Origin of the sequence: Actinoplanes subtropicus (assembly GCF_000721705.1) — a bacterium.
In the GTDB taxonomy this organism is placed as follows: domain Bacteria; phylum Actinomycetota; class Actinomycetes; order Mycobacteriales; family Micromonosporaceae; genus Actinoplanes; species Actinoplanes subtropicus.
In genome coordinates, this window is the sequence record NZ_JOJL01000002.1 from 475,911 (window position 1) to 500,564 (window position 24,654).

At 69.6% G+C, this 24,654-nt stretch carries 28 protein-coding genes and 1 pseudogene; 13 read left to right on the forward strand and 16 right to left on the reverse strand.

Translation table 11 applies throughout. From position 1 onward, the window contains the following. Window positions 1–334 precede the first annotated feature (334 nt). Entirely contained in the window at window positions 335–472 is a 138-nt protein-coding gene (locus IH26_RS59485; RefSeq protein WP_157437031.1) for a hypothetical protein, read from the reverse strand. Window positions 473–733: 261 nt separating this feature from the next. Continuing rightward, on the reverse strand, window positions 734–1,444 hold the full coding sequence (locus IH26_RS0104120; RefSeq protein ID WP_030434743.1) for an NADP-dependent oxidoreductase: 711 nt from the start codon (window positions 1,442–1,444) through the stop codon (window positions 734–736). A gap of 137 nt (window positions 1,445–1,581) precedes the next feature. Between IH26_RS0104120 and IH26_RS0104125 the strand changes: the two genes are divergently transcribed. The 4 genes from IH26_RS0104125 to IH26_RS0104145 all read left to right on the forward strand — a co-directional run bounded on the left by IH26_RS0104125 (window position 1,582) and on the right by IH26_RS0104145 (window position 4,819). After that, on the forward strand, window positions 1,582–1,989 hold the full coding sequence (locus tag IH26_RS0104125) for a hypothetical protein (protein WP_030434744.1): 408 nt from the start codon (window positions 1,582–1,584) through the stop codon (window positions 1,987–1,989). 108 nt (window positions 1,990–2,097) lie between these two features. Then, entirely contained in the window at window positions 2,098–3,120 is a 1,023-nt protein-coding gene (locus IH26_RS0104135; RefSeq protein WP_157437032.1) for a helix-turn-helix transcriptional regulator, read from the forward strand. Window positions 3,121–3,216: 96 nt separating this feature from the next. Next, a complete protein-coding gene (locus tag IH26_RS0104140) occupies window positions 3,217–4,398 on the forward strand; it encodes a hypothetical protein (protein WP_157437033.1) in 1,182 nt (393 codons plus the stop codon). Between the two features lie 16 nt (window positions 4,399–4,414). Continuing rightward, entirely contained in the window at window positions 4,415–4,819 is a 405-nt protein-coding gene (locus tag IH26_RS0104145) for a hypothetical protein (RefSeq protein WP_030434748.1), read from the forward strand. Window positions 4,820–4,989: 170 nt separating this feature from the next. On the opposite strand, the gene IH26_RS61150 is transcribed toward IH26_RS0104145, so the two are convergent. Beyond that, a complete protein-coding gene (locus IH26_RS61150; protein WP_030434749.1) occupies window positions 4,990–5,625 on the reverse strand; it encodes an STAS domain-containing protein in 636 nt (211 codons plus the stop codon). Between the two features lie 328 nt (window positions 5,626–5,953). Between IH26_RS61150 and IH26_RS0104160 the strand changes: the two genes are divergently transcribed. Next, entirely contained in the window at window positions 5,954–6,679 is a 726-nt protein-coding gene (locus IH26_RS0104160; RefSeq protein ID WP_030434750.1) for a GAF and ANTAR domain-containing protein, read from the forward strand. A gap of 105 nt (window positions 6,680–6,784) precedes the next feature. Here the strand turns inward: IH26_RS0104160 and IH26_RS59500 are convergent, their stop codons facing one another. Beyond that, complete coding sequence (locus tag IH26_RS59500) at window positions 6,785–7,021, reverse strand: hypothetical protein (RefSeq protein WP_157437036.1); 237 nt, start codon at window positions 7,019–7,021, stop codon at window positions 6,785–6,787. Window positions 7,022–7,178: 157 nt separating this feature from the next. Between IH26_RS59500 and IH26_RS0104165 the strand changes: the two genes are divergently transcribed. The 3 genes from IH26_RS0104165 to IH26_RS55455 all read left to right on the forward strand — a co-directional run bounded on the left by IH26_RS0104165 (window position 7,179) and on the right by IH26_RS55455 (window position 8,923). Continuing rightward, window positions 7,179–7,757, forward strand: coding sequence for a hypothetical protein (locus IH26_RS0104165; protein ID WP_157437037.1), 579 nt, complete (start codon window positions 7,179–7,181; stop codon window positions 7,755–7,757). Between the two features lie 162 nt (window positions 7,758–7,919). Continuing rightward, on the forward strand, window positions 7,920–8,111 hold the full coding sequence (locus IH26_RS0104170) for a cold-shock protein (protein WP_030434752.1): 192 nt from the start codon (window positions 7,920–7,922) through the stop codon (window positions 8,109–8,111). A 371-nt stretch (window positions 8,112–8,482) separates the two neighbouring features. Next, window positions 8,483–8,923: a DUF5994 family protein gene (locus tag IH26_RS55455; protein ID WP_157437038.1), complete on the forward strand. Its 441-nt coding sequence runs from the start codon at window positions 8,483–8,485 to the stop codon at window positions 8,921–8,923. Window positions 8,924–8,976: 53 nt separating this feature from the next. Here the strand turns inward: IH26_RS55455 and IH26_RS0104180 are convergent, their stop codons facing one another. Continuing rightward, window positions 8,977–9,264, reverse strand: coding sequence for a hypothetical protein (locus IH26_RS0104180; protein WP_030434754.1), 288 nt, complete (start codon window positions 9,262–9,264; stop codon window positions 8,977–8,979). A 205-nt stretch (window positions 9,265–9,469) separates the two neighbouring features. On the opposite strand from IH26_RS0104180, the gene IH26_RS63795 reads away from it, so the two are divergent. From IH26_RS63795 to IH26_RS53115, 3 genes are all read left to right on the forward strand, one after another. Beyond that, window positions 9,470–9,604 carry a hypothetical protein gene (locus IH26_RS63795; protein WP_281179683.1) on the forward strand — a complete coding sequence of 45 codons (135 nt, stop codon included), beginning with the start codon at window positions 9,470–9,472 and terminating at the stop codon, window positions 9,602–9,604. A gap of 156 nt (window positions 9,605–9,760) precedes the next feature. Further along, window positions 9,761–10,669: a YihY/virulence factor BrkB family protein gene (locus IH26_RS0104190; RefSeq protein ID WP_051807451.1), complete on the forward strand. Its 909-nt coding sequence runs from the start codon at window positions 9,761–9,763 to the stop codon at window positions 10,667–10,669. Between the two features lie 185 nt (window positions 10,670–10,854). Continuing rightward, window positions 10,855–12,222: an AI-2E family transporter gene (locus IH26_RS53115; protein WP_084598603.1), complete on the forward strand. Its 1,368-nt coding sequence runs from the start codon at window positions 10,855–10,857 to the stop codon at window positions 12,220–12,222. Window positions 12,223–12,279: 57 nt separating this feature from the next. On the opposite strand, the gene IH26_RS0104200 is transcribed toward IH26_RS53115, so the two are convergent. The 3 genes from IH26_RS0104200 to IH26_RS0104210 all read right to left on the reverse strand — a co-directional run bounded on the left by IH26_RS0104200 (window position 12,280) and on the right by IH26_RS0104210 (window position 14,927). Beyond that, window positions 12,280–12,864: a GAF domain-containing protein gene (locus IH26_RS0104200; protein ID WP_157437039.1), complete on the reverse strand. Its 585-nt coding sequence runs from the start codon at window positions 12,862–12,864 to the stop codon at window positions 12,280–12,282. A 189-nt stretch (window positions 12,865–13,053) separates the two neighbouring features. Continuing rightward, window positions 13,054–13,689, reverse strand: a complete 636-nt coding sequence (locus IH26_RS0104205; RefSeq protein WP_030434758.1) for a LuxR C-terminal-related transcriptional regulator — start codon at window positions 13,687–13,689, stop codon at window positions 13,054–13,056. Continuing rightward, the gene (locus IH26_RS0104210; protein WP_030434759.1) at window positions 13,662–14,927 is read right to left on the reverse strand and encodes a sensor histidine kinase; all 1,266 of its coding nucleotides are present in this window, start codon (window positions 14,925–14,927) and stop codon (window positions 13,662–13,664) included. The genes IH26_RS0104205 and IH26_RS0104210 overlap by 28 nt, the downstream gene beginning before the upstream one ends. Window positions 14,928–15,049: 122 nt before the next feature. Between IH26_RS0104210 and IH26_RS0104215 the strand changes: the two genes are divergently transcribed. Then, window positions 15,050–16,084 (forward strand): fatty acid desaturase family protein, encoded by a 1,035-nt coding sequence (locus tag IH26_RS0104215; protein ID WP_030434760.1) that lies wholly within the window; start codon window positions 15,050–15,052, stop codon window positions 16,082–16,084. 19 nt (window positions 16,085–16,103) lie between these two features. Here IH26_RS0104215 and IH26_RS0104220 read toward each other — a convergent pair whose 3' ends face one another. The 7 genes and pseudogenes from IH26_RS0104220 to IH26_RS61155 form a co-directional block, all read right to left on the reverse strand. Next, window positions 16,104–16,550: an STAS domain-containing protein gene (locus tag IH26_RS0104220; protein ID WP_051807453.1), complete on the reverse strand. Its 447-nt coding sequence runs from the start codon at window positions 16,548–16,550 to the stop codon at window positions 16,104–16,106. A gap of 555 nt (window positions 16,551–17,105) precedes the next feature. Continuing rightward, complete coding sequence (locus IH26_RS59505; protein ID WP_157437040.1) at window positions 17,106–17,255, reverse strand: hypothetical protein; 150 nt, start codon at window positions 17,253–17,255, stop codon at window positions 17,106–17,108. A 76-nt stretch (window positions 17,256–17,331) separates the two neighbouring features. Beyond that, window positions 17,332–17,724 carry a PRC-barrel domain-containing protein gene (locus tag IH26_RS0104230; RefSeq protein ID WP_051807455.1) on the reverse strand — a complete coding sequence of 131 codons (393 nt, stop codon included), beginning with the start codon at window positions 17,722–17,724 and terminating at the stop codon, window positions 17,332–17,334. A gap of 127 nt (window positions 17,725–17,851) precedes the next feature. After that, a complete protein-coding gene (locus IH26_RS0104235) occupies window positions 17,852–18,313 on the reverse strand; it encodes a hemerythrin domain-containing protein (RefSeq protein WP_051807456.1) in 462 nt (153 codons plus the stop codon). Between the two features lie 373 nt (window positions 18,314–18,686). Beyond that, window positions 18,687–20,798, reverse strand: a pseudogene (gene tkt, locus IH26_RS0104245) (transketolase); the annotation flags it as partial. A 411-nt stretch (window positions 20,799–21,209) separates the two neighbouring features. After that, complete coding sequence (locus IH26_RS0104250; RefSeq protein WP_051807458.1) at window positions 21,210–22,028, reverse strand: SigB/SigF/SigG family RNA polymerase sigma factor; 819 nt, start codon at window positions 22,026–22,028, stop codon at window positions 21,210–21,212. A 281-nt stretch (window positions 22,029–22,309) separates the two neighbouring features. Then, window positions 22,310–22,468 carry a hypothetical protein gene (locus tag IH26_RS61155; RefSeq protein ID WP_034213688.1) on the reverse strand — a complete coding sequence of 53 codons (159 nt, stop codon included), beginning with the start codon at window positions 22,466–22,468 and terminating at the stop codon, window positions 22,310–22,312. A gap of 336 nt (window positions 22,469–22,804) precedes the next feature. Here IH26_RS61155 and IH26_RS0104260 point away from each other — a divergent pair, with 336 nt between their 5' ends. Further along, window positions 22,805–23,629, forward strand: a complete 825-nt coding sequence (locus IH26_RS0104260) for an ATP-binding protein (RefSeq protein ID WP_051807460.1) — start codon at window positions 22,805–22,807, stop codon at window positions 23,627–23,629. A 37-nt stretch (window positions 23,630–23,666) separates the two neighbouring features. Here IH26_RS0104260 and IH26_RS0104265 read toward each other — a convergent pair whose 3' ends face one another. Next, a complete protein-coding gene (locus IH26_RS0104265) occupies window positions 23,667–24,416 on the reverse strand; it encodes a GAF and ANTAR domain-containing protein (protein ID WP_030434767.1) in 750 nt (249 codons plus the stop codon). Window positions 24,417–24,654 lie beyond the last annotated feature (238 nt).

The following is a 24,654-nucleotide window of genomic DNA, read 5'->3' on the forward strand; positions in this document are numbered from 1 at the left end:
TTGGACTGCGACGGCGAGGTCCCACCCGGACGCCCTGCTCGACCAGCTCACCGCCCCCGATGCGGTCCCTGGCCGCCATCGTGAGGTAGATGTCGGTCGCCTGCGCCTGGGGGAGAACGGCCCTTCCCGAGAACAACGCCGCCAGGAGAACGCTTGCTCGAGCCGCCTCGCGTTCTAACGATCCACTGACGACCGGCTCGGCCGGCTTTCCCGCAGCTCGTCGCGATCCTGGCCGCGACCGTGGTGCTGGGTTCCGCCGGCCCGACGAGGACACGCCCGGGTGTCGACCGGCTCCCGGGCGTGAACAATTCGTCCCACGGTTTCGCCCGGAGGGTCACCAGACCACGAGGGCCTCCATGCCGGAGCCGTCGGCGAAGACCGGCAGACCCTTGTTCAGGGTCGTCACCAGGGTCAGCGATCCGTTGCCCGCCACCCGGAAGCCCACGACCGTGCCGGCGAGGGTGTTCTGCACGTAGAGCAGCGAGCCGTCAGCCGTGGCGGCCAGATCGATCGGGCCGGCGCCCGGCGACCGCTTCGCGTCCGTCGGGCCGGCGCCCGGCGACCGCTTCGCGTCCGTCGGGCCGGCGCCCGGCGACCGAAGACCATACCGCCACGGTCGGCCGCGTTCCCCGCGCCGTACCTTGCAGGCTGCTGTGGGGTTTCGTGCGCGAAGGCAACCCCGGTGGTGACCGCGGCTCCGGTGACGAGCACCGTGGCAGCCGCCGCGATCCGGCTACGGCCGTACGCGGATGATGGTCTTTCCCCGGAGCCGCTCGGTCGGGTTGAGGGCGGCGACGGCATCGTCGAGTGTCGTGACGTTGCCGATGTTGGTGCGCAGCCGTCCGTCGCGCACGCGCTGGACGACCTCGCTCAGCTGGGCACGGTCGGCCTCGACGACGAAGTCGACCGCCCGGCCGTCGGCGGGCCGCGCCACGGACGGACCGACGATCGATACCAACGTTCCGCCGGCTCGGACCAGACCCGCGGACCTTTTCTGGACTTCTCCGCCGATGACGTCGAACACTAGGTCGACGCCGCCGACCTCGGCGGTCAGACCCGAAATCGGCAGGCTCGCGCCCACCGTGAAGTCCACGTCGCCCGGCAGCGGCGCGAGGTTGCGCGCCTCGACGGCCACAAATTCCGCCAGGGTGCCGTCGCGATGCCAGTCGGTGAGGCCGAACACCCGCTGTCCCACCGACAGTCCCGTCGTGCCGTAGCCGAGGGCGCTGACCACTCCGGCCAGCTCATGCCCGAGGATCGACGGTGCCCGGTCACGGCCGCCGCGATCGGTCCACGTCGACGGCCACTCCATCTCGGTCGGGACGAACCCCGACGCGTGAACCTCGACGACGACGTCGTTTATCGCGGCCGGTGGCTCGGGCCGCTCCACCAGCGTCATCCCGGCCGTTCCCGCCGCCTGATCCGTCACCACGATTGCTTTCATCCGAATTGTCCCCTCCTAATTTTGTCTCGTTGGTGGAAATGTCGCAGGGTATGGGCAGTTCCCCACGCTACGCTCGCGGGTGCCTTGGACCTGAGAAGAGACGTTGGCCAAACTCGACAGATCGGACTCGGCGTGCCATGACCGGACCTCAGGAGAACGTCAAGATTTTCGGGCTTCGCCCGGTGGAGGCGGTCGCGGGGCTCGTCCCCGGCGGCCGGCACTGTGTGCCGATCATGGCGGCCCTGCCCGGGCTGGGCATCGAGACGGACATCGTCGGCATCCTGCACGGCGCCGACGGTCTGCGCATTCTCGACCCTGAGCCGCATGGGATCGGGCAGCGTGTCCTCAAGTTCTTCGAGAGCTGGGGCTACCAGTACGAGATCATCAAGCTCTGGGACGAGGGCCTGCGCAAGGGTGAGTCGATGATCGTAGTGCCGGCGTCGTCTCCGGACCGGGTCGCTGTCGGCGATCTGATGGCCGGCAACGGCGGCCACGCTGTCTACTACTTCGGCGTCGGGCACGTGGAGTCATTGACCGGCCCCTGACGGTGACAGCGTTCGAGGTAGCCCGAATCGGCGGAGGACGTCTGGTGGGAAGAGCGTCATGGTGCTGATGTGGGTGCCGGCGAGGGTGATGACCAGTAATCCCGTGGCGTGCTGGATGGCCGCGTGGGGGTCGGTGCGGTAGATGGCGAGGGCGGGCTGGTGGTTGGCGCGGGTTTCGACAAGTCGGTAGTGGTCGCCGTGCCGGGGCGAGTTCGAGGCGGCCGAGGCGGGCGCCCGGCACTGCGAGGAGACGCGGCCCGCCTGTGGCTCACCCTCGCCCAGCAGATCGCGGTCTGCGTACGGGTCATCGTGGCCGGACACCGGGCCCGGCGGTCCGACGTCGCCGCGCTGATGGCGCGCTTGGCCGAGTTGGGCGGGGAGGACAACGACTGCTACTCGGGTGCGCACGGGCTTGGGCTGGCCTTCTGCCACCTGCTGCACGAGGAGCCGGAGGCGGCGCTGGCCGAGCTGGACGCCGCGAGCGAACGGGAGGCCCGGCACCCGACGCCGTACCTTTCGCTCATTCATGGGCCGCACCTGCTGCTGAGCGTCCGCGTCGGCCAGGCCGGGAAGGCCGAGTGCGCCGCCTTCGCCTCCTCGCCCCGGAACCAGGCCGCCTGGAACCGGCAATTCCTGGTGCTCGCCGAGGCCGTCGTTGCCGGCCGGGCCGGCCGAGTGGCCGACGCGGACCGGGCGCTGGCCCGGTTCGCGCAGGTGTCCGCGCCGTATCCGCTGGCACACCACCTCGGGCTGCGAATCATCGCGCAGGAGGCCTTGGCGGCGGGCTGGGGCGACCCGGTCGCCTGGCTGCGCACCGCCGACGGGTATTTCCATGACGCCGCGCCTGAGGTGGCCCGGGCGTGCCGGGCGCTGATGCGCCAGGCCGGTGCGCCGGTGCCGCAACACCGGCGGGGCAGCGCGGAGTTGCCGGCCCAATTGCGCCGCCGCGGCGTGACGGTCCGCGAGTACGAGGTGCTGGACCTGGTCGCGGCCGGCCTGACCAACCACCAGATCGGCATCCGGCTGTTCCTCTCGTCGCGGACCGCGGGGAAGCACGTCGCCAGCCTGCTGGCCAAGACCGGCGCCGACCGTCGCAGCGGCCTGGCCGCCTTCGCGCCGAAATCTGGGTAGCCGGCACGCACAAGGGTGGTAGCCGGCCGTCATGCGTCGTCGGGCCCGCGGTCCGCACGATAGGAGTGCCACGTATGGAGGAAAGGACTGCCCGGAATGCGTATGTACCGTCTCGGCGCCATCGTAGCGGCCGCCGGACTCGTCGTTGCCGGAACCGTGCTCCCCGCGGCCGACGCGAGCGCGGGCTCGCCGGCGGCCTGGCAAATCCCCAAACCCGTGCCGCGCCCGCCGAACCCGAGCGCCGACACCATTCTGCAGGGCGTTTCGATGCACGCGCCGGACGACGTCTGGGCGGTCGGCACTTGGTGGGTCGGCGATGACGTGAACCCGTTCGCCGTGCACTGGGACGGCTCGAGCTGGGAGACCGCCTGGCTGCCGAACCTCGCGCAGCCCACCTACCTGACCGGGGTGGACGCTCGCACGCCCGGCAATGTCTGGGCGGTCGGCAGTGGGGACGACGACGCCGTTCCCACGTCGACGCCGAACACCGCGACGATCCTGCACTTCGACGGCGCCGCCTGGAACACGGTGCCTACTCCGGCCGTGCCGACCGGCTGGGAGACCGACCTGTACGCCGTCGACATGCGTACCCCGGACGACGGCTGGGCGGTCGGCTACACGGTCGCGGCCGGGGATACGGAGCCGTACATCCTGCACTGGCAGGGCTCCGCCTGGGTCACGGCGCCGACGCCGAAGTTGCCCGGCGGCAGCCTCGACTCGGTGGTCGCCACCGCGGGCGACGACGCCTGGGCGGTCGGCGGCGCAACCGCCGACGGGAGCGCTCTGGTGCTGCATTGGGACGGCGCGAGCTGGACCCGCGTCACCGTCCCGGCCCCGCTCGGGGCCAAACTCACCGGGGTGGCGGCCACCTCGACCGCCGTCTGGATCGGCGGAGCCGAATGCCTCGCGAACATCGTCTGCGTGCCGGCGGTCCTGCACCGCACGTCGCTGGGGTGGAAGGCCAAGAAGACCGCAGGAGGCTCGGCCGTGACCGCGATCGCGGCTGTCGGTTCGGAGGTCTGGACCTTCGGCTACTCCAAGGCCGTCGCATCGAACGTGCTGGCCAGCCACATCGAACACTGGAACGGGCAGGCGTTCGCGACCGACAACACGATCCAGCTCGCCGACGACTCGGGCGGGGTGGTCAGTCCACGGGGCGGGATCGCCTCGATGATCCCGCTCGCCGCGGCCGCCGCCGACGCGGCGTCCGGCGCGGTCTGGGCGGTGGGTTGGACGTCCGGAAAGCCGCGGCTGCCGAACGTGATCTGCCGGCAGTGAGGTCACCGTCTCCGTCGTGCTCGGGCGCCGACGCGATCGGCGCCCGAACGAGGACAACTCCTGGTGGCAGAAGCAGGAGGGCCCCCTCGACGACTCGCTTGCCTGCCGAACCTGGGTTGTGGCGCTGACGCTCTTCGCCCGGGCGCAGGTGGTTCAGGCGTCCATCGCGCGGATGAACGAAATCCTCACCCACCTCACCGAGTACCAATTCGCGACCGTTGTCACTGCTGTTCGGCGATACACAACCCATGCCGCGCCGCGTCGTCTCGACCTGTATGCCCCGTTGCACAGCCGGACCATGGCTCCGGCGGCACGCACCGCACTGCTCCTACATTTGGCTGCGTTCGACGCGACCCGACCTGAGCTGGACGCCTCGTCGGTGAATCCCTCGGTGAGCTCCTCACGATCAGTCCCGACGTGACTCTTGTGGGGCGGAATTTAATATTGAGGCTTCTGGGATCCCCGAGAGTCTTGGGATCAGCTTTGATGCCGTGCCGTACCGAGAACACACGGCCCGCCCTGTTTCTGCCAGCCTGTCCGTTCCTATTCTTGTCGGACCCGCCATTTATCGTCGGCTCGAAAGTGCATGGTTCATTTCGAGTGACGGGGAGGAGAGTGCAGGAAAAGCCGAAGGCGTTCCGGGTGGAGTCGTTGTTGCAGATGGGGTCGTAGGGCGTGCTGGATGTTCCTGAGATCCAGCGGCTGTTCAGCCGGGGCAGTAAATGGTGTGCGGAGCTGTTGGATTCGCTGCATCGTGGTATCTCGCTGAGTGCGTCGCTGTGCTGGCAGCTGGAAGAGCGTAAGCGGCCGAAGGCAGGTAGGTATCGCGGCAGTTCTTCGACGGGCACGCTCATCGTGGACGGGCAGCACCGGGTTACGGGTCTGTTTGCGGCGCTGGCGGGGTTCAATCGGCGAGCCAGCCGGGAAGGCCTTCAGCAAGGGTGAGGATTGGTCGATCCCGGTCGCGGTGACGATCATCCGGATCGTCGGGCCGGCCCGTAGCAGGCAGATCCGGTGGCGGCCCGCCGCGTGGATTCCGAGCAGGAAATGGGCGAGTACGGAGCCGGCGAAGGTGACACCGGCCAGGTCGATGAGCACGGTGCGTGGCAGCACCTCTTGGATGCGGTCGACGGCCTGGTGGAGCGTCAGCGCCGAGCCCAGGTCCACGGCACCGATGAGACGAATCCGGATCGCGTCCTCGTCCGGAAGGACCCGGACCGACACCACGCACGATCTGCCGATATCGCAGCCACGGCTTCCACCCATTGAGCAGCGTAGAGGCGGGTGAAGCTGCCGTGGTCCGGGGCAGCGACGGTCATCCGACCGTTTCGCCGGTCCAGAACGCGCCCGTGGTCGGCGCCACCGGCCGCGTCACCAAGGCCGTCATTTTCGCCGACCGGGCAGCAAGACGCCGGCCGTTGCCGTGAGGAACGGCGAGCTCCACCGCTAGACTCGACGTATCAGACACGCCGCTGCCCTGGTCCTCGGCAGTTCACCGGATCAGGAGATCGTGTGGCCATGAACATTCACCCGTATCGCGTATCGGCTGTCGGCCGTGGATGAGCCCGACGCCGCTGTGGCCAGGCTGGTCGCGGGCGAGTTGGCGCGGCCCGGCGACGGCTCGGGTGTAGTGGGTACGTTGCGGCGCTTGTGCAGCGCGGCCGGTCGGTCGCTGACCGCCTCCGGGGTCGGCGTGAGCGTGATCGCCGAAAGCGGGATGCGCGGCGTGGCGGCTGTGTCCGAGCCGGCCTATGAAGCCATCGAAGAGTTGCAGTTCACCCTGGGTGAGGGTCCTTGCCTGGACGCGTTCACGACCCGCCGGCCCGTACTCGTCCCGGACCTGGCCGACGCGGCGGCACAGCGCTGGCCTGGTTACGCGCCGGCGGCGCACAGCCGGGGAATGCGGGCGGTGTTCGCGTTCCCGCTGCAGATAGGCGCGGCGCGGCTCGGGGTCCTCGACGTGTTCCGAATCCGCCCGGGTGAGTTGTCGAGCGAGCAGTTGCGGCTCGCGTTGAGCTTCGCCGACGTCGCGGTCTCGACGTTGCTCGACGGTCAGGAACACGCGATCCCGGGAGCGATCGCCGACGGCCTCGATGACGTGATGGAGCACCGCGCGGAAGTGTTCCAGGCGCAAGGAATGGTGGCCGTGCAACTGGGCGTCTCGTTGTCCGACGCGCTGGCGCGGCTGCGCGCGCACGCGTTCGCCATGGACCGGCCGCTGGCCGCGGTCGCCCGCGACGTCGTGGCGCGTAGGCTCAGCTTCGACGGCGGGCCCTCGTGACGCCCGGCGCGGAGGGCGGTCGCGCCGCGTCGGGCCTTGCCTGTCAATGCCATCGGCACAGGGATGCCGCCCCGCGCCGCGCGATCAACTCGGCGGGAGAAGCCGTCAGGGCCAGTTCTGACGAAGGTGTCGTCTCCGTAGCCCCCGGGGCTCACCTGGTGCTCGACGAGACCGAAAGACGCAGCCGCTTTCCGTTTCCTCCACCAGGAATCCGTCGGGTTCTCCTTCGCCGCGCAGCATCGCGTCGTACAGCTGCGCGTTGGTGGTATCAAGTTTTCCGCCCGCGCGCTCGATGAGAACGATCAGAACAGCTCGCAGATTCACATCGCTGAGATAGCGCAACAGACATCCTTTCCTGTCGGAGGTTCATCGGGAGGCCACGCCGACCTGTATTTTCCGGCCAGGAAGATCTGGTCGACCGGCAGACGCGTACTGCACGGGTGTACACCGGACGCGAATGCCGGCCCAGGCGCACCACCAGGTAAGGATGGCCGTGCCCATGGAAAACGCGGAGCAGCACGGCCCGAGCGGCCGGCCGGTCGACCGGCGCGCTGAACCGCAGCACAGGTACCTGCCGCCGCGTCGCGGCCAGCCACGCCGCCGCGAGCGCCTCTCCGGCGCGCAACCAGTCCAACCGCTTGTCGCCGGGACCGTACAGCACAGCGAACGTCGCCGCCCGCCGATGCGGATCTTGCTGCCGGGCCGGCCGCCGATACGCACCGCCAGCCCGGCCGCGGCCGGCCCACCGTGCCATCTCCCCGTACCATTGGGCCTCGTCCGGCTCGCGACCGTCCGCCGGATCGGCCGCGAGGACGAGTCTCAGGATCTCGTCCGAGCGCAGTACGTGCAGGTGCCCACCTTCGAATTCGACGGCCGTCCGGAGCGCGCCCAGATCCGCCGGACCGAGCGGATCGCGGTGACGGGCCGCCGATCGGTGTGCCGCAGCCCCACGCTCTGCGCCGCGTCGACAGCCTGCCGGCTGACGCCGATCGCCGCAGTTTCGTCACCATTCGAAGCCGTCGGCTTCGGCCGTGGTTTACGAAATTTCTGTGCCACGGTGGCGGCATTACGGTTTTGATTTCCGTGGACGTTTCCAGCGCCTCATGGGTGTCTCAACCATGCGTGCGCCTTTCGTTTTCCGTTGCGGGATCACCGTTCACGATCAACGCGGTGGGATTGGGAAGTCCGCTCGATACGGACTTGAGCAGCCCGCTGAGGAGCAAACACCGCTACCGGTAGAGTGAAATGGTTCAACGCCGACAAGGGCTTTGGCTTCCTCAGCCAGGACGACGGTGGGCCAGACGTTTCCGCCCACTTCTCCGCCATCTCGGTGAGTGGCTTCCGAAGCCTCGACGAGAACCAGCAGCGCGTGGAATTCGATGTCACCCCGGGGCAGAAGGGCCCGCAGGCGGAGAACATTCGCCCGCTCTGACCCAGACCTGTCGAACGGCGACCCGACTGGTTCAGCGGGGCGCCGTTCGGCATGTCGACACCGGACTTCCGGCTGTCGTGACCGGCATCGCCACGAGGAAATCGGTCGGCGTCGCCGGGGCCGCCCAGTGAGCGTCGGCGCTGACCAAGCCACGCGCGACGTGGCCCGCGTGCCGTAGACCACCAGGGCGCGTACGGTGGATAGTGAACGATGGCTCCGTCATCGGTGCCGGCCCCCGGCCGGCGTGCGCGGCGCGGTACCCTCCGGCTGTCGCGCTTTCACCGGCCTCGGTGGACCTCGTCTCGCCCTTGTCTCAGGGCCGGACCCGCGCCTGCGTTGGTCCCGGACGACAGGAACACCCCGTGGCATCAATGAGTTATCCGCCGGAACCACCTGCCTCGTCGGATCCGCCTCGGGTGCTGCCCGAGCCGGTCCGAGTCCCCCGTCCGCTGCTCAACGGCAGTTGGTGGCCACGCTCGACCGACCTCGGTGTGGAGCTGTCCGTTTTGCTTCCCGCCCTCGACCAGGTCCGGGGCCCGGTGAAACGGCTCCTGCTCGGCGTGGGCGGCTGGAAAGCCCGGCCCAGCCGGATCAACGCCCGCGACCGTACCGTCAGCATCGGCTACGCGGCCGGCCAGTCCTCGGCGATGATCAAAGTGTTCTGTGTGGACGGCGGTTCCTTCACCATGCGCGTCGCTTTGCCCGGGTCGGCTTCGGGCGTGCCGGATCCGCCGGACGACGGCCCCGGCGAGGCGATATGGGAGGACGAGGGCGGTGGCCTCCGCTTGCTGCGGAGCCAGGCCGTCCGATGACTGTGTCAGCTGAGCGCGAAATGTCGGCAGAGACCCTGGCGATTTCCAAATAATCAGAAAGGCGGCGCGCCCTCGCCCATCAGCGCCAGGGTGACGCCACCCTTGCCGGTCTTGAGGCTCTGCACCACAACCTGGCCCGACCTACCGTCGGGCAGTTCCAAGGTGAAAGTCTTGCCGACCGCGTTCCGGGGGCGGTCGCCGGCGTCGTTGGCCGGTCGGAAGTCGGCCGCCCACGGCGCGACGCCGCCCTTGCGAGCGGGCTCGGTGAACAGCGCGACCGTACCCCGAGTCCTGGTTCCATCCGAGGAGAGAAGCGTTGAGGCACTGCGAAAAGTCGGCATTGCAGCAAGGCTATCGCGGAACGCGCACGTTCGCTCGCTCCCGTTGTGCCGTACTTCTCGATCATCTTTCGAGCCGGAATGAGCGTAGGCTCGGCCTGCCGAATCGACCTCACGAACGCCACGCGCCCCTTTTCCCATCGCCGGAAGGCCGCGATCAGCGGATACGTTGCCGCACTCCACCGACCCGTTTCAGGGAGGTTCGATCATGTCCAAGGACTCGAGGACCAAGGCGAACATCAAGAAGAAGGGCAAGACGATCAAAGAGAAGCAGACGGCGAAGCGCTTGAGGCGCGACAAGGAGAACGGTCACAACTCGAACATCCCGCCCACCGGGCACTGACCGGGGTCCAGGGCTTCGCTCGCCGCCGGCGTCGAGCGTGCCGGTTCACCTGCCAGGCCGGCGGACCACCTGGCCGGCCGGTCCCAGGATGCGCTGCCGGCATTCGCGAATGCCGGCTGTTGCTTCAGCCGCCCGGCCGGCGGGTATACCATCCACGTGACGGCTCAGCGTTCCGTGCGGTGGATCGAGGGCGCCGTACGGCGGTTGCGTCGCCGGGTCGGTTGGGTCGATCATCTGATCCGGGCCGGGATCCGTTACGACGAGGCCGACGGTGGCCGGCTTGCTGCCGCGGTGACCTACTACGCCTTTTTCGCCACCTTCGCGCTGGGGTTGCTGGGCGTCGCGATCTTCGGATTCCTCCTCGACGACCCGGCGGTGCTCCAGTCGGTCCAGCGTTACGTCGCCGAGGATCTGCCGCACCTTGACGTGCAGGCGCTGCGCAATGCCCGGGGCGCGGTCGGCGTCATCGCGTTCGTCGGCTTGCCCATCACCGGGTGGTTCTGGGTGGACGCGTTGCGCTCGTCGATCCGCCGGATCTGGCACCTCGGCGAATATCCGGGCAGTCTCGTCATCCGGGTGCTGCTGGACCTCCTTGTGCTGGCCGGGCTGGGGCTGCTGCTGATCGCTTCGCTGGCGGTGGCGTACGCGACCAACGTGGCTGCGAACCGCTTGGTCGACGTGGCGAACACCGGCGGCAGCCTCTCGCGGTGGCTGCTCAGCTCCGTCGGCCTGCTGGTGGGCCTCGGCTTGAACACGGTTCTCGCGTGCGGCGCGCTGACCGGACTTCCCCGCGTACGGATGCCGCTGCGTCGCCTGCTCGGCCCGGCGGCGCTGGTCGCGATCGGCTTGGAGCTGCTCAAGACCCTCGGCCGGCTGTATGTGCGGCACACTGAGGCCAATCCGACCTATCAGGTCGTCGCCGGCTCGGTCGGACTGCTCGTCTTTCTGAACGCGATCAATCAGTTGCTGCTGTTCGCCGCGGCGCTCACGGCGACGAGCACGGCCGGGCATCCGTCCGATCTCGCCGCCGAAGGCGAGGACCGTAGTCCGGCCGAGACCGGGTGAGCGCCACGGTTTGCGCCATCCTGGGTGGGGTATCCGCGTACCTGCGTTCCCGATGCCGGGGCTGCCGTGATGGCGGCTCGCGGCTGCCGCCCGGACCCTGCGGCCCCGTTTCCCCCACCGCTGCCGTCCGCGCGACCCTCTAGGAACTGTCACCTGCGCCGGGCGGCAAGAAGCGAGGAGCCACCATGCCCCTGGTTTGGGTCGACACCGCTCAGCAACGGGCGCGAGCACGACTGGCGGCCGCCCGGAGCGGCCTGACACCGCCGCCGTTCGTCGCCGGCCCGGAGCTCGGCGAGGCGGCTTCCCGGCTGATGGTCGTGGAGCGGAGTCCGTCCGTCGACGACGGGCTTCCCCGTGGTGTGCGTACGGCCGGCGCCTGGTCGTGGCGGCTCATCTTGTTCGTCGCGGCCGCCTATCTGCTGATCCGGGTCGTCGGCGTGCTGAGGGTGGTGGTGATCCCGGTCGTGGTCGCGTTGCTGCTGGCCGCGATGCTCGAGCCGATCGCCGCCGCGCTGCGCAGACGCGGTGTGAACCGCTCGCTCGCGGCCGGGCTGGTGCTGGTCACCGGCCTGGTCGCGGTGTTCGGCGGGCTCACGTTGATCGTGCAGACGTTTCTCTTCCAACTCGACGATCTGAGCGCTCAGGTCGCCGACGGTCTCGACGAGGTGCAGAACTGGCTCGTGCGGGGCCCGATGCACCTGTCGCAGACCCAGCTCAGCGATGGCCTCGATCGTCTGCAGAAGTCCATCACCGACAACCAGAGCGCGCTCACCTCGGGCGCGCTGAGCACCGCGGCCACTCTCGGCGAGGTCGTCGCCGGCTTCTTCCTGGTGCTGTTCACGCTCTTCTTCTACCTGCGCGACGGCGGTCAGATCTGGTCGTTCGTGTGCCGGCTGCTCCCGCACGGAGCCCGCATCCCGGTCGCCCGGGCCGGGCACTACTCCTGGCACACCCTGGTCTCCTACGTGCGTGCCACCGTGCTGGTGGCCTTCGTCGACGCCGCCGGGATCGGCATCGGGCTGGCGGTGCTCCGGGTCCCGCTCGCGCTGCCGCTGGCCGCGCTGGTCTTCCTCGGCGCGTTCATCCCGGTCGTCGGCGCCACCCTCACCGGCGCGATCGCCGTCCTGGTCGCCCTCGTAACCGTCGGACCGGTCAAGGCACTGATCGTGCTCGGCGTCGTCATCGCGGTGCAACAACTCGAGGGGCACGTCCTGCAGCCACTGATCATGGGCCGGGCCGTGGCGCTGCACCCCCTGGCCGTCATCCTGTCCATCGCGACCGGCGTCGTGGTCGCCGGCATCGTCGGCGGACTGGTCGCCGTCCCGCTGCTCGCCGTGCTCAACACCGCCATCCGTTATCTGTCCAGCCACCCGGGCGGCGAACCCACCCCGGATCGGGAGCCGCCGGGCACCCGGCCCGCCGACGAGCCGGACGATCCGGCCGGCTCCGGGGCCGCCGGACATGCGGCGTCGGCAGTCCCGCCGGCGGAAACCTCGCTGAACTCGAACGATGATCATCCCGCAGTCACACCACGTGCCGGGTCCGACCGGTGACTCGCACGCTTCGCTCGCGATAAGTCGGATGAGTTTTCCCTGCTGCGGCCCCGGCCTTCAGCGCGGTGGCACCAGCCGGAGGCGGTGGGGAAGGAAGACCGCGCCCGGTAGCGGGGTGGAGCGGTACGCCGAAAATGTCTCGTTCTGCAACAGGCCGGCGGTGGCGACGTCGGCAAGCATCCGGCCGAGCAGCTGTTCGCCGTAGGGCAGGGCCTCGCCGGTGGACCTGAACAGGTTGAGCACCCCGATGATCTGGTGACCGTGGCGCATGGTGATGGCGTGCGAGCCGCGGAACCCGGCGCTGTTCGCGGTCCGTGCGAGGTCCGCCCACCGGGACCCGTCCGGCTCGAACCGGTGGTGGGTGATGGCGTGCCCACGACGATAGGCGTCCACACAGGGTCCGTCGTTCCGGTCGAGCTCGTTCAGCTCGAGCCGCCGCGTCTCCTCGCCGGAGGTGGCCAGGAGACTCAGGCCGCCGTCGGCGCCGGCGAGCATCACTCCCGCGCCGGAGACGTCGAGCAGGTTCACGCAGTATCCGGTGAGCCGATCGAGAAAACCGGGGAGATGGAAGTCCTCCCCGCGGGTGTCGGCCAGCGAGGACAACGCCGCACCGACGGTTAGGACCGGTAGTGGGGCGGTCATGACCGTGAATCCGGGTGGCGCACCGGCCGACCCCTGCTGGGCCCGCCCACGAAACTCCCCATGACGACTCCGATCACGTTAGTGTGACCGGGGTCTCGAGCCACGTCAGCATCCCAATTGTTCGCCGCGACCTGCCCGGCGGCAAGACGAGTTCTGTGCCATTCGGGCGCCGGTCATATGATCACCGGCTCAAGCGTCCAGGAACATCAACACGGCCAGTACCCGGCGGTTGTCGTCATCGGACGGCGGCATTCCGAGCTTGGCGAAGATACTGTTGATGTGTTTGCTGACCACCTTCTCGGTGATGAACAGCCGTCCCGCTATGGCCGCGTTGGACCGGCCCTCGGCGATGTGCCGCAGCACGTCGTGTTCGCGCGCGGTCAGCCCGTCCAGCGGCCCCCGGCGGGCCAGCAGCTGGGCAACCACCTCCGGATCGAAGGCGGTGCCGCCGGCGGCCACCTGGTTGACCGTGCTGACGAATTGCTCGACATCGGAGACGCGCTCCTTGAGCAGGTAGCCGATGCCGCCGGCGCGGTCGGTGAGCAGCTCCCGTGCATAAAGCGGCTCGACGTGCTGGGACAGGACGAGCACGGGAAGACCGGGTATCGCCACGCGCGCGGCGATGGCTGCCTTCAGACCTTCGTCGGTCTGGGTAGGCGGCAGCCGTACGTCCACGACGGCCACGTCCGGCCGGTGCCGTAGCAACGCGGGCAACAGTGCCGGGCCGTTGTCGACCGCCTCGACCACCTCGAAGTCGAAGGCCTCCAGCAAGCGGGTGAGCCCGTCCCGCAGCAGCGTCAGGTCCTCGGCGATGACAACGCGCACGGCAGCTCCATAGTGACGACGGTCGGGCCGCCCGGCGGGGACGTGACCGACACTGTTCCATCGAACACGTCCAACCGCCGCTCGATGCCGTGTAAGCCGGTGCCACGCTCGGGGTCGGCGCCGCCGTCGCCGTCGTCGCCGACCTGGACGAACAGCACGCCGTCCGCGTGCCGCAGCAGCACCCAGCCCGACCGGGCGTTGCTGTGCCGGCTCATGTTGGCCAGCGCCTCGGCCACCGCGAAATAGACCGCGGACTCGACCGGTGTGTCGAGGCGTCCGGGCAGGTGGGACGTGACGTCGGTGCGGATCGGCAGGCTCATGACGAGCGCCTGGACGGCGCCCTCGAGGCCACGTTCGGCCAGGACCGGCGGATGGATGCCGCGGACGAGATGGCGCAGCTCGACCAGCGCGGTGGTGCTGGCCGCGCGGGCCTCGGCGAGCAGCTTGAGCGCGGCGGCGGGATCCCGGCGTACCAGGCGTTCGGCGAGCCCGATCGTCATGCCCACGGAGACCATCCGGGCCTGCGCGCCGTCGTGCAGGTCGCGCTCGATGCGGCGCAGCTCCGCGGCCTGAGCGTCGACGGCGTCGGCCCTGGTTACGGTCAAGTGGGCGACCCGCAGCCGGAGTTCCGCCGAGTGGGTGGGGGCGAGCAGGAGCCGTCCGAAGCGAAGGTTTGTCGCTCGCAGCAGCGGCGCCAACGCCAATCCGGCGGCAAGAATCGCCATCCCCTGGGGGAGGGCCAGCCATGCCTCGCCGAGGTCCGCGGTCGGCCAGAACACGCCGTACCCGAACCAGATATCGCCCAGGAACAGCCACAGCGGCACCAGAAGGACACCGATCAGGGCGTACCCGACGACGGCGATCGTGATCACGCCCAGAACCGCCCCGACGATGGCGCCGGGAACCAGCCAGGACGCGTCGCGCCAGGTGGCCGGGTCGGTGACGACCCATTTCAGCCAGCGCCGGCTGCCCACCTCCGCGCCGGCCGGCTGCGGGAGGTAGGGCCGGCGGATCGGCACGCCGGCCCGCGTGCTGAGGCCCCGCTCGAGGTCAGCGCGCCATCGCACCACGGTGGTGGTCACGCCGAGAAGCTCGGGCCCGAGCACCGGTACCGGGCTGAGCACCAGCCCCGCCAGCCAGAGCGCCAGCACCCCCGGGTTGAGCAAGGCGAGGCCGATCGCGAACAACGCGTCCGCCATGGCGCTCAGCCCGGTGCGGAACCGGTGCGCGACTCTCATGACACCATCATGGCGCGACGGCGAGCCGGAACGGGAAAACGCAAAGACAAGGGTGCTGGCACCCCTGCGGGGTGGGGTCCGGCACTCCTGACCTTGGGGCCTGGAACGCCCAGACTGAGAACATGACGGCAACCACAACGCGACCGCGGGCCACCGCCGGAAGCGATTTCGCGGGCTTGAACCGGCTGGTCAACGCGGCCGGCCTGCAGCAGCGGCGACCGGCCTACTACGCCCTGCGGCTGACGATCGTGAGCGTGCTGCTCGCCGGCGGCTGGGCTGCCTTCTTCCTGATCGGCTCCTCCTGGTGGACGCTGCTGGTAGCGGCGTTCCTCGCGGTGGTTTTCACCCAGGTAGGGCTCGTCGCGCACGACCTGGCCCACCGGCAGGTCTTTCGGACCAAGCGGCCCAGCGAGATCACCGGCCGGATCGCTGCCAACCTCGGCGTGGGCATGAGTTACGGCTGGTGGATGGACAAGCACACTCGTCACCACAACAATCCCAACCACGACGACCTCGACCCGGATGTCGCGCCCGAGGTGCTGATCTGGGCCACCAGGTCGGCACTGGGCCGGCGTGGCCTGGCCGGCTTCGTCACTCGTCATCAGGCGGGTCTCTTCTTCCCGCTGTTGACCTTGCTCAGCACCGACCTGAAGGTGTCCAGTGTCAAGGCGTTGCGCGCGGGGGTTGTCAAACGGCCGCTCCTCGAGTCGGTGCTGCTGCTGGTGCACGCGATCTCGTACCTTTCGGCGCTCTTCCTCGTGCTCTCGCCGCTGCAGGCCGTCGCCTTCCTGGTCGTGCACCAAGCGCTGTTCGGCGTCTACCTGGGCATGACTTTCGCGCCCAACCACAAGGGCATGCCGCACCCGACCGGCGACGAGGACTTCCTGCGCAAACAGGTGGTGACCTCCCGCAACGTCCGCGGTGGCCGGTTCACCGACATCGCCCTGGGCGGCCTCAACTACCAGATCGAGCACCATCTGTTCCCCAGCATGCCCACCCCGAACCTGCGTAAGGTCCAGCCGATCGTGCGGCGGTACTGTGCCGAGGTCGGCGTGCCGTACGAGGAGACCGGGCTGGTCGAGTCGTACCGCCAGGCGCTGCGGCATCTGCACGAGGTCGGTGCCCCGCTGCGCGCGGCGGCCCGCGCCGCGCGGTAGGTCGTCGACCCCGCGCCGGTCAGCGGTCCCACCCGGCCAGGGGCGGCAGTTCCCGACGGCCGGCGAGCAGGGCGCCGGCCGTCACGGTCGCGCCCGTGGCCACCGGCGGCGGCTGGCCGCACCCCGCGGTGAGCGGGTCGAGAAGCCCGGTCAGGTCCAGAATTCGGCGCACGAGGCGGCGCGGGTTGGTGATCCGCAAGCAGCAACCGGCGCGGGCGGCGGCCTGACCCGCGTCGACCAGGACGGTGAGTCCGCTGCAGTCCAGGAAAGTGACCCCGGCGAGGTCGACCTCGATGCGGCGGGGGTGCTGCGTGGCGAGGACGTCGAGGAGTCTGACGTGCAGCACGTCGGAGCTCGACAGGTCGATTTCACCGGTCGCAACGACCCGGGCGGTCCCCGGCGCGGGGCAGTCGGCGTCGATGGCCAGCTGTGCCGGCGGTGCGACCGGCCAGGATGAGGTGTACATGGATCCTCCAGCCCAGCGACTTCTTCACGGAGCGCGTGGTGGGCGGGCAGGGTCTGGACCCGCGGCCGGGATGCAACAACCGAATATCGCGGGTGCTGCAGGCTCGACAAGGTGCGTGCGTCGGCACGGTAAGCAGCTACAGACTACGCGCCGAACGTCGCTCCCGGAGCCTCGCGGTGCCGGGGAAATGGCGCCACCTCGCCGGCTCATGATCGCAGACTTCGCCCGGACCGGGTGGACGGGCGCTCCGCGCGGCGCCTCCAGCCCGGATGCGCGTAGGGTGGCCAAGCTCACGTTCCAGGTCGACGTGCCGCTGAAGACGGTGCGCAAGCCGCGGCACGGTATGGCCGGCTATGTGACGGACCCGGTCTGCCCGGCCGGATCACCACGACGCCGCGGAGGGTCGAGCCGAAGGTCGACACCAACCGGCCGAGCCACGGGTGATCCGCGCGACGGCGGCCGAATGACGAGACGGGTGTGCCGGCCGGAGCCGCACACCCGCGGGCTGCCATAGGTGCGGCCGTCAGCGGCCGACCAAACGGGACAGTCTGCCGGCTACGCCGCCCCACACCTGGCGCGGACGCTGGAGTCGGCGATGTCCTGCGAGGCGCCGTTGAGGCCGACGGCGCCCATCAGCGAACCGCCCATCCAGACGGCGGCGCCGATGTCGTGCAAAGTACGGATCGTGGTGTGGCGGTCGTTCATGGCGGTGCTCCTTCGGGTGGGGTGAATCGGACCTGCGAGATTCGTGGCCGAGCTCCCCTTCGCCCCGGCCGGACCCTCAGGGTGAGATCGAGCGCTGCTCGGTTACCGAGTACGTCCGCAGATGGTTCTCTTCGTGGTCGTGGGTCTCCACGCCTCGTCGTCGGGAGTCGTAGTAGGCGCGGAGCATGTCCTCGTCGGCCGGGTGGAGATCCCCGCCGGCCGGGATCCGCGGTGCGCCGTCGACCCGATCCTTGTCGAACGGGATCACGAGCCGATCGTCGCCGAGGGTGGCCTCGTCCACGGGCACGAAGGACTCGGTGGCCCCCGCCATGCCGGATCGGACGCTGATCCATTTCGGTTCGCCGGTCCGGTCGTCGAGATAGAGCCGGCCGGCTGAGCCGATCTTCTGGCCGTCGGCGGCATAGACGTCGACGCCGTTCACATGCTGCAGGTCGGCCTGGGCGATCATCGGATTCCTTCCGGTGGGCCCGGCGCGCAGCCCGAGAGCATCTTCCTGATGGGGTGCCCCACACCCGGCCGGGGCAAACATGCGCCGGACGGAGGTGGCCGGTGGATCGCCACCGGGCCTGGGTGTCTCAGTCGACGGCCATCAGCCGGATGTCCTGCATCTCGCCGGCCATCATGTGCAGCCGTTGCACGGGTACGTAGCGGCGCAGCAGCGGGAACTCTTCTCGCTCCTCCTGCGTGGCGTGGTCGAGCAGCGCGCTGGACACGGCCATGAACCTGGCGTCGAAGGCGGGGTGCTCGACGCCGAGCCGGCCGAGCTCGGTGAGCAGGCGTTCGAGCCGTTCGCCCTCCGCCTGACAGGCGAGAGCGATGGCGTCGCCGGTCGGGCCGCTGCCGCGGGCGGCCGGGTGAGCGACCGCGAGCTCCCCGAGCTCGTGCAGGTGGACGGCGCGCCGCAGGACCGCGAGCCGATACTTCTTCCGCTCGCGTTCAGCGGTTCGCACATCCGTGCACAGCTGTCGGATCTGCTCATGCTCGCGGTGCAGGACCTCGACGACATCGGGCGAGATGATTACCTGGAACGTTTCCATGGCGGCCTCTGGCGTGTCCGGAAGACGCCGTGGTCCGGGGCGATGACATCTCAACAGTACGCGGCCGGCCGGCTGTCACGCCGTGATCGCGTCGACCGCCTTCTTCAGCGCCGAGGGCTGAGCCGGGCCGCGCGGCGCCTTCTCCCGCATGTCGTTCATGCGGGCGCCCAGCTCCGGCAACTGGTCGCGGCCGAGAGCCTCGAGCGCAGCGCTCGGGATGGTGGCGGGCCGGGTGACGCTGGCTCATTCATGAAGCCAGTTCCTCTTTGCCGGTGGTGACGGGTCGGTCGCCGGTGCCGCCGATGGTGGGGGCGGCGGTGGGCTGGAAGCCGCCGGGGCGCACCGGACCACGGGTGTCGCGGATGGAGTCGCAAGCTGCCGCTGCGACTGCTTGCGCCGTGATGCCGAATTCGCGGAAGAGGCGTTGGTAGTCGGCGGAGGCGCCGAAATGCTCGAGGCTGATGATGCGGCCGGCGTCGCCGACTATGTCGCGCCAGCCCTGCCCGATGCCAGCCTCGACACTGACTCGCGCCCGCACGGCCGGCGGCAGCACCTCGTCGCGGTAGGCGGACGGTTGCTGGGCGAACCATTCCCGGCAGGGCATCGAGATCACGCGGGCGGTGACGCCATCGTCGGCGAGCAACGCGCGGGCCTCGAGCGCGATCTGTACCTCCGAGCCGGTGCCGATCAGCAGGACGTCCGCGTCCTCCCCGGCGCCGGCCAGGAGATAACCACCCCGAGCGGCGCCGTCCGCGGAGGTGTACGCCCGCGCGCCGCGCTCGAGCACGGGCAGGTTCTGGCGGGTGAGGATCAGGCCGGCCGGCCGGTCGCTGTGTTCGAGGATGGCGCGCCAGCAGGCTGTGGTCTCGTTGGCGTCGCCGGGACGGACGACGTCGAGGCCGGGGATGGCGCGTAGCGCGGCGAGGTGTTCGACCGGCTGGTGGGTCGGCCCGTCCTCGCCGAGGCCGATGGAGTCGTGGGTCCAGATGTAGGTGACCGGCAGTTGCATGAGAGCCGCCAATCGGACTGCCGGCCGCATGTAGTCGCTGAACACCAGGAACGTGCCGCCGTACGGGCGGGTGAGGCTTTGCAGAGCGATGCCGTTGAGGATGGCGCCCATGGCGTGCTCGCGGATGCCGAAGTGCAGGGTCCGGCCGTAGGGACCGCCGGGCCATTGACGGGTCTGGCGGTCGGCCGGAATGAAGGAGGATTGGCCGGTCATGGTGGTGTTGTTGCTCTCGGCGAGGTCGGCCGAACCGCCCCAGAGCTCGGGCAGCAGCGGCGCCAAGGCCGAAAGCACCTCGCCGGACGCCGCACGGGTGGATATGCCTTGGGGATCCGGCTCGAAGGTGGGCAGTGCCGTGCTCCAGCCGTCGGGCAGCTGTCGTTCCTGCAGCCGGTCCAGCAGAGCGGCCCGCTGCGGGTGGTTTCTGCGCCATGCTTGGAAGCGCGGAAGCCATTCCCGGTGTAGGCGGGTTCCACGCGCGACGGCTTCCCGGGTTCGGGTCAGCACGTCATCCTCGACGGCGAACGTGGCGGCCGGGTTGAAGCCGAGTATCCGCTTGGTCGCGGCGACCTCTCCGACGCCCAATGCGGCACCGTGTGCCTGACCGGTGTTCCGTTTGGTAGGGGCGGGCCAGCCGATGACGGTGCGTAGCTCGATAAAGGATGGCCGGCCGGTCTCCGCCCTTGCCGCCGTGATCGCGGCGCTCAGCGCGTCGACGTCCTCGACGTACGCGCCGGTGCGGGTCCAGTCGACGGTCCGGACATGCCAGCCGTACGAGGCGTATCGTGCGGGAACGTCTTCGCTGACGGAGATGCCGGTGTCGTCCTCGATGGAGATGTGGTTGGCGTCGTAGAAGACGATGAGGTTACCGAGACGCTGGTGGCCGGCGAGGGAGCTGGCCTCGGCGGTGAGGCCCTCCATGAGGTCGCCGTCGGACGCGATGACGTACACGTGGTGGTCGAACGGGCTGTCGCCGGGTGCGGCGTCGGGGTCGAGCAGCCCGCGCTCGCGGCGCGCGGCCATGGCCATGCCGACGGCACTCGCGAGACCTTGGCCGAGCGGCCCGGTCGTGATCTCGATGCCGCGCGTGTGCCGGTGCTCGGGGTGCCCCGGGGTGGCGGAACCCCAGGTGCGGAGGGCACGCAGGTCGTCGAGCTCCAGGCCGTAGCCGCTGAGGTAGAGCTGGACGTAAAGGGTGAGGCTGGTGTGCCCGGCGGACAGCACGAGCCGGTCCCGGCCGAGCCACTGATCGTCGTTCGGGTCGTGCCGCAGCACGTCGTGAAAGAGCAGGTGGGCGAGCGGAGCCAGGCTCATCGCGGTGCCCGGATGGCCGCTCCCGGCGCGCTCCACCGCGTCGGCGGCCAACAGCCGGGCGGTGTCCACGGCTCGGACGTCGGTGGCGATCCAGCCCACGGTGTCCGCGACCGGCGACGATACCTGTCGATGAAGCGGTGCCGGCGTACGAGGGGGCTGGGTCATGATGATCTCCTCGGTGGGACTCGTGCCTGGGACCGTGAACGGTCACGACCGGAAGCTCGCGGTGTGTCCCGGCGATGCCGTAACCGGCTCGGCGCGAGCTCCACGTGCGATCGGTGTCGTCGATATGCCGTGAGCCGGCGTTTGCGGCCTGACGATGTGGCCGGTGCCGGAGAAAGGGAACGGACGGCACGCTCGATGCAGGTGTGCGCCGACGCGCGACGCCGCCATGTCCGTCCCCGTCGGTGTACCCCGAGCGGCCGGCACGAAACGGTGGCCGGCCACGCGTACTCACGGCCGGGGAGCACTCACGACGGATCGGACATCCTGGTCCAAGGTCAGGTGTGGTGGTGTCCCGGGCGTTCCCACCCCCGGGACACCACCTTCCCCCGGCCCCCCAGAAACGACTCGAGATCAACGATCACCCGGACAACTCGCATCGACGACGTGGCCGGCGCCGGAAGCGGCGACCTCGTCGACCTCCATGACGGCCCGCAGCCTGATCAGCGAACGGGTCAGCAATCGCGAGACCTGCATCTGCGACACGCCGACCCGCGCGGCGATCTGCGCCCGGCTCATCTCGCCGACGAACCGTAAGCCGACGACCCGCCGCTCCCGCGCCGGCAAACTGGCCAGCGCCCGCCGCAACGTCTCGCGCCGATCCACGGCCTCGAGCGCGGAGTCGGCTTCGCTCAGCAGGTCGATCAGACGCATGTCCCGTGTGCCGTGCACCGGTTGTTCCAACGACCACGGCCGATAGGCATGAGCGCTCCGGCGGCTGTCGAATACCTGGTCGGGACTGACCCCGAGCCGGGGGGCCACCTCCCGCGTCGTCGGCGAGCGGTGCAGCGCCTGCGTCAGATGGTCGACGGCCGCGGACCGGCGCGGAGCGAGCTCCTGCAGGTGGCGGGGCACGTGGGCGGTCCATCCGGCGTCGCGGAAGTATCGCTTGATCTCCCCGACCATCGTGGGGATCGCGTAACTGGAGAACGCCACGCCACGCGCGGGATCGAAGCGGTCGACCGCATTGATCAACCCGATCGCGGCGACCTGGGTGAGATCGGCCATCGGTTCACCACGGCCGCCGAAGCGGCGAGCCACCCACACGGACATCGGCGGATATTCGTCGATCACCTGGGCCCGCGTCGCCGCCCGACCCGCATCGCCGGGCGCCAGTCTGTGCAGCCGGACCAGCAAGGCATCGGTGGTCGGCGATGTGGCAGCCGCCGTCATGACGACACCGGATCGCCACGCAGGCGAACGACGATCGACGAAGGCGTGCTTCCCGGCATGGTCGACCCCTCGGGCGGCAGTGAGTCCGATGTCTTCAGGACTGCGCCACCAGGGACCGGAGTGACAACGTCACAGTACGCCGTTTCGCTCCGCGTCGCCCGTCGCGGCGCGGCGGTACGCGGTTCTGCTCGCGGCCTGATGTCGCCACCCGGAGCGCACCCACCTTCGCCGCGCGACACCGCTGATCCGTCGCGGTCGTGCCGGTCCGCGGGTCGGGACAACTAGCGACGGAGCGCTCGACGCCGGACCATGCCGATCGCGACGGTCCCGACGAACAGCACGATGCCGATGATCGCCAGCCACAGCAGGCCGTTGATGGCGAAGCCGACGATCGTCAGAATGAGCCAGAGCACGAGCAGGACGATCAGAAGTACGAGCACGACGGCCTCCGTCTCCACACCGGCGCATGTGCAGCGCCGATATCCGGCAGCCGGGGTCTGGGGCGATGCTGCAACCGTACGCCCCCGCGCCGCGCCGCGCCGCGACCGCGTATGTGACTCGTCTTCACCCTCACGGTGACCAGTCTTGTCGGCCGCACGGGGTATCGTCGTCGGGTCGGGGATGAGGTTCTTCCCCGCTCAAGCTGCCCCAGTCCCCGGTGGCGTCCCAGTTCTGGAACGACGCCCGGGAGCTGTTGTGTCCGTCAAGAGCCGTCCGTCGAAGCGTTCCTTGATCGTGCGACCGAGCCGGCGTGTCGCCCGCCCGGACGGTTCACTGTGACCTCCGCGAGCCGGCCCGAGCGGGCGGAGCGCTCGCACCTGCTCGATGCGGTCACCGATGGTCCGGGCGTGGGGGTGGCCGTCGCCGCTGACGCCGATCTGGCAATGGTCGAACTGGCGGTGCGCGGCCAATGGTCGCCATCCCTGGCCGAGCAGGCTTCCGCCGCCCTCCGCTTGTGCCTGGCCGGGCCCTCCACTTCGATCATCGTCGACCTGAGCGATCTGGGGGATCCCGATGGGGTGAGCGTGTCCTACTGGTTGATGCTCTGGAGGCGGGCACGGCTCGGAACCGCGCCGGTGAGAATGACGTTCTGCCTCCCCCGCGCGACCGTGTTCAGCCGCCGAGTCCGGTTTCTCCAAGGTCCGCAACCGCGGGTCTTCGCCTCCGTGCTCGAGGCGCGGACGGCGATCGGCAAGCGGACGCCGCAAGCCGACCGCCTGCAGGCTCGCCTGGATCCCCAGCCGGGGTCCGTCAGATCTGCCCGCGACCTCGTCATGCAGGCATGTCACGCGTGGCGGCTGCCGGCGCTGCTGTCGGACGCCCGGCTGATCGTCTCCGAGCTGGCGGCCAACGCGGTGGAGCACGCCGGCACCGACTTCATCGTGACCGTGTCACGCGGTGGCGTACGAATCCACGTCTCGGTTCATGACTGCGTCGGACGGTTCCCGCACCCGGATGAGCGTGAACTCGTTGTTCCGCAGGCCTCGCTCGACGAACGCGGGCGCGGACTGCGGCTGGTGCATACCACCGCGGTCGTGTGGGGTGCCCTGCCGACGCGTGACGGCAAGGTGGTGTGGGCCACGGTGGCCGCACCAAGCTGACCATGTTCTGATCGGATCCGGGTGGGGGAGCGCCGGTTCAGTCAGCACGGGGGTGGCCGGGGCCGGCGATGACGGCCGAGCCGGCCGGGTCGTTGACGATGGCGTGGGCGACGTCGCCGAGCCGCCGGTTGTGGCTGCGGGCATAGTCGCGGATGATCCGGAAAGCCTCGTCGACGCTGAGGCCGAGGACCTGGGCGATCACGCCTTTCGCTTGCTCGATGACGATCCGGCTGTTGAGTGCGCCTTGGAGCTGCTGGGTGAGAATTTCGCTCCGGCTGATGGCCCGTTCCTGCAGCAGCCCGATCGCGGCGACGTCGGCGAGTGCCTGAATGATCTGGACGTCGCCGTCGTCGAAGCCGCCGCCGATCTCGGTGCCGAAGACGTTCAACGCGCCGATCACCTCCTTGCGCAGGCGGAGCGGGAAGGCGTGCACCGCGCGGAACCCGGCCGCCGTGGCGCGGGGGGCGAAACGCGGCCACCGGGCCTGGGCCCGGCTCAGGTCCGCGTTGATCACCGACCGGGCGGTGTGGTAGGCCTCCAGGCAGGGACCCTCATGGTGCTGGACCTGGAACAGTTCGAGGAGTTTGGTGTTCTCGTCGGAGGCCGCCATGAACTGCAGTCGGCCGTGTTCGTCGGCAAGCAGCAGCCCGACCGTCGACACGCCGACCAGGTTCGCTATCCGATCGGTGAGCATGTGCAGGAAGTCGATCAGGTCGAACTCGTCGACGAGAGTGTCGGCGACCTCGACGAAGATCGACGCCAGTCGCTGCGGGGAAATGGTGGTCATGTGTGCTCCTAGCCTGGCCGGCATGCGGGGGCGCGATCGCCTCGTCGAGTCGGTGGGCCGCCGATCTTGCACGACGTCGTCCCCGGAGCCGTGCGTGTGGATCGTCAGATCGGTGAAGACGATTGCCTGGCGCGGTTCGTCCCCGGACAACCGGCCCGCTCGGGCGCGAAACATGTCGAGCACTCCGAGCCTGGCCGCGCTGACCTGCAGCAGGACCGCGAGGACTGCGCGCACCCCC

What these genes read in the sequence shown, in the direction of transcription:
- IH26_RS0104120 (WP_030434743.1), bottom strand. Translation starts at nt 1,444, where the DNA reads ATGAAAGCAATCGTGGTGACGGATCAGGCGGCGGGAACGGCCGGGATG.
- IH26_RS0104125 (WP_030434744.1), top strand. Translation starts at nt 1,582, where the DNA reads ATGACCGGACCTCAGGAGAACGTCAAGATTTTCGGGCTTCGCCCGGTG.
- IH26_RS0104140 (WP_157437033.1), top strand. Translation starts at nt 3,217, where the DNA reads ATGCGTATGTACCGTCTCGGCGCCATCGTAGCGGCCGCCGGACTCGTC.
- IH26_RS0104165 (WP_157437037.1), top strand. Translation starts at nt 7,179, where the DNA reads ATGGAAAACGCGGAGCAGCACGGCCCGAGCGGCCGGCCGGTCGACCGG.
- IH26_RS55455 (WP_157437038.1), top strand. Translation starts at nt 8,483, where the DNA reads ATGAGTTATCCGCCGGAACCACCTGCCTCGTCGGATCCGCCTCGGGTG.
- IH26_RS0104180 (WP_030434754.1), bottom strand. Translation starts at nt 9,264, where the DNA reads ATGCCGACTTTTCGCAGTGCCTCAACGCTTCTCTCCTCGGATGGAACC.
- IH26_RS63795 (WP_281179683.1), top strand. Translation starts at nt 9,470, where the DNA reads ATGTCCAAGGACTCGAGGACCAAGGCGAACATCAAGAAGAAGGGCAAG.
- IH26_RS53115 (WP_084598603.1), top strand. Translation starts at nt 10,855, where the DNA reads ATGCCCCTGGTTTGGGTCGACACCGCTCAGCAACGGGCGCGAGCACGA.
- IH26_RS0104200 (WP_157437039.1), bottom strand. Translation starts at nt 12,864, where the DNA reads ATGACCGCCCCACTACCGGTCCTAACCGTCGGTGCGGCGTTGTCCTCG.
- IH26_RS0104210 (WP_030434759.1), bottom strand. Translation starts at nt 14,927, where the DNA reads ATGAGAGTCGCGCACCGGTTCCGCACCGGGCTGAGCGCCATGGCGGAC.
- IH26_RS0104215 (WP_030434760.1), top strand. Translation starts at nt 15,050, where the DNA reads ATGACGGCAACCACAACGCGACCGCGGGCCACCGCCGGAAGCGATTTC.
- IH26_RS0104220 (WP_051807453.1), bottom strand. Translation starts at nt 16,550, where the DNA reads ATGTACACCTCATCCTGGCCGGTCGCACCGCCGGCACAGCTGGCCATC.
- IH26_RS59505 (WP_157437040.1), bottom strand. Translation starts at nt 17,255, where the DNA reads ATGAACGACCGCCACACCACGATCCGTACTTTGCACGACATCGGCGCC.
- IH26_RS0104230 (WP_051807455.1), bottom strand. Translation starts at nt 17,724, where the DNA reads ATGATCGCCCAGGCCGACCTGCAGCATGTGAACGGCGTCGACGTCTAT.
- IH26_RS0104235 (WP_051807456.1), bottom strand. Translation starts at nt 18,313, where the DNA reads ATGGAAACGTTCCAGGTAATCATCTCGCCCGATGTCGTCGAGGTCCTG.
- IH26_RS0104250 (WP_051807458.1), bottom strand. Translation starts at nt 22,028, where the DNA reads ATGACGGCGGCTGCCACATCGCCGACCACCGATGCCTTGCTGGTCCGG.
- IH26_RS0104265 (WP_030434767.1), bottom strand. Translation starts at nt 24,416, where the DNA reads ATGACCACCATTTCCCCGCAGCGACTGGCGTCGATCTTCGTCGAGGTC.